Annotated in this window: 1 protein-coding gene; it reads left to right on the plus strand. The window is 44.0% G+C overall.

Annotation, left to right across the window (positions count from 1 at the left end; translation table 11 throughout):
* Window positions 1–164: 164 nt before the first annotated feature.
* A partial coding sequence (locus A3761_RS24940; protein WP_082870380.1) for a glutathione S-transferase occupies window positions 165–820 on the plus strand: 656 nt, incomplete at its 3' end.

An 820-nucleotide genomic window follows, 5' to 3' on the forward strand; every position in this document is an offset into this window, starting at 1 on the left:
ACCAGACACACCCAAAACGATAACTAATAAAGCAGTACTAACTCTAAGAGGGCCTCNGCCCTCTTTTTTTATTCCAGTCGATAACACCTGTACAACTTAGAACTTCAATTGCTTTTAGTTAAAGCAAATGGAATCATGCCTGTTTTCAAAACACGGTTGCGCCCATGCCTTCGACAATTCTATACACCTTCAGACGCTGCCCTTATGCCATGAGAGCACGGTTGGCCCTGACTCTTAGCCAGGAAAAGATTCAGATAAGGGAAATTGTCTTACGAAATAAGCCAGCGACAATGCTGCATTATTCTCCGAAAGGTACCGTTCCGGTGCTCATCCTTCATCATTCAGAATCCGAGGCCCCGCAAGTGATTGATGAAAGCCTGGATATCATGAAGTGGGCTTTCAAACGATACGATCCAGACAACTTTTTAGATGCTTCCAAACTTAACGAGATGCTCGACCTTATTTCAATCAATGACGGTGAATTCAAAGATAAGCTTGATCGATACAAATATGCAGACCGCCACCCAGAACAAAGTGAGCAGGAATATCGCAAGCAAGGCGAAGGTTTTTTAGAGCTTTTGGACAAGCGCTTACAAAACCAAACTTTTCTTTTTGGCGAGCAGGCCTGCCTGGCAGATCTCGCCATCTTTCCCTTTATACGACAATTTGCACATGTAGACCTAGAATGGTTTGATGCGAGCCCTTACGACTATCTCAAGCGCTGGTTGTCAGACTACAAAGAGTCTGACATATTTTTGAGTATTATGAAGAAGTATCCGGCTTGGAAGGAAGGTGACGAAATCACTTGGCTACCTTTGCC

The organism is Oleiphilus sp. HI0123 (assembly GCF_001635315.1).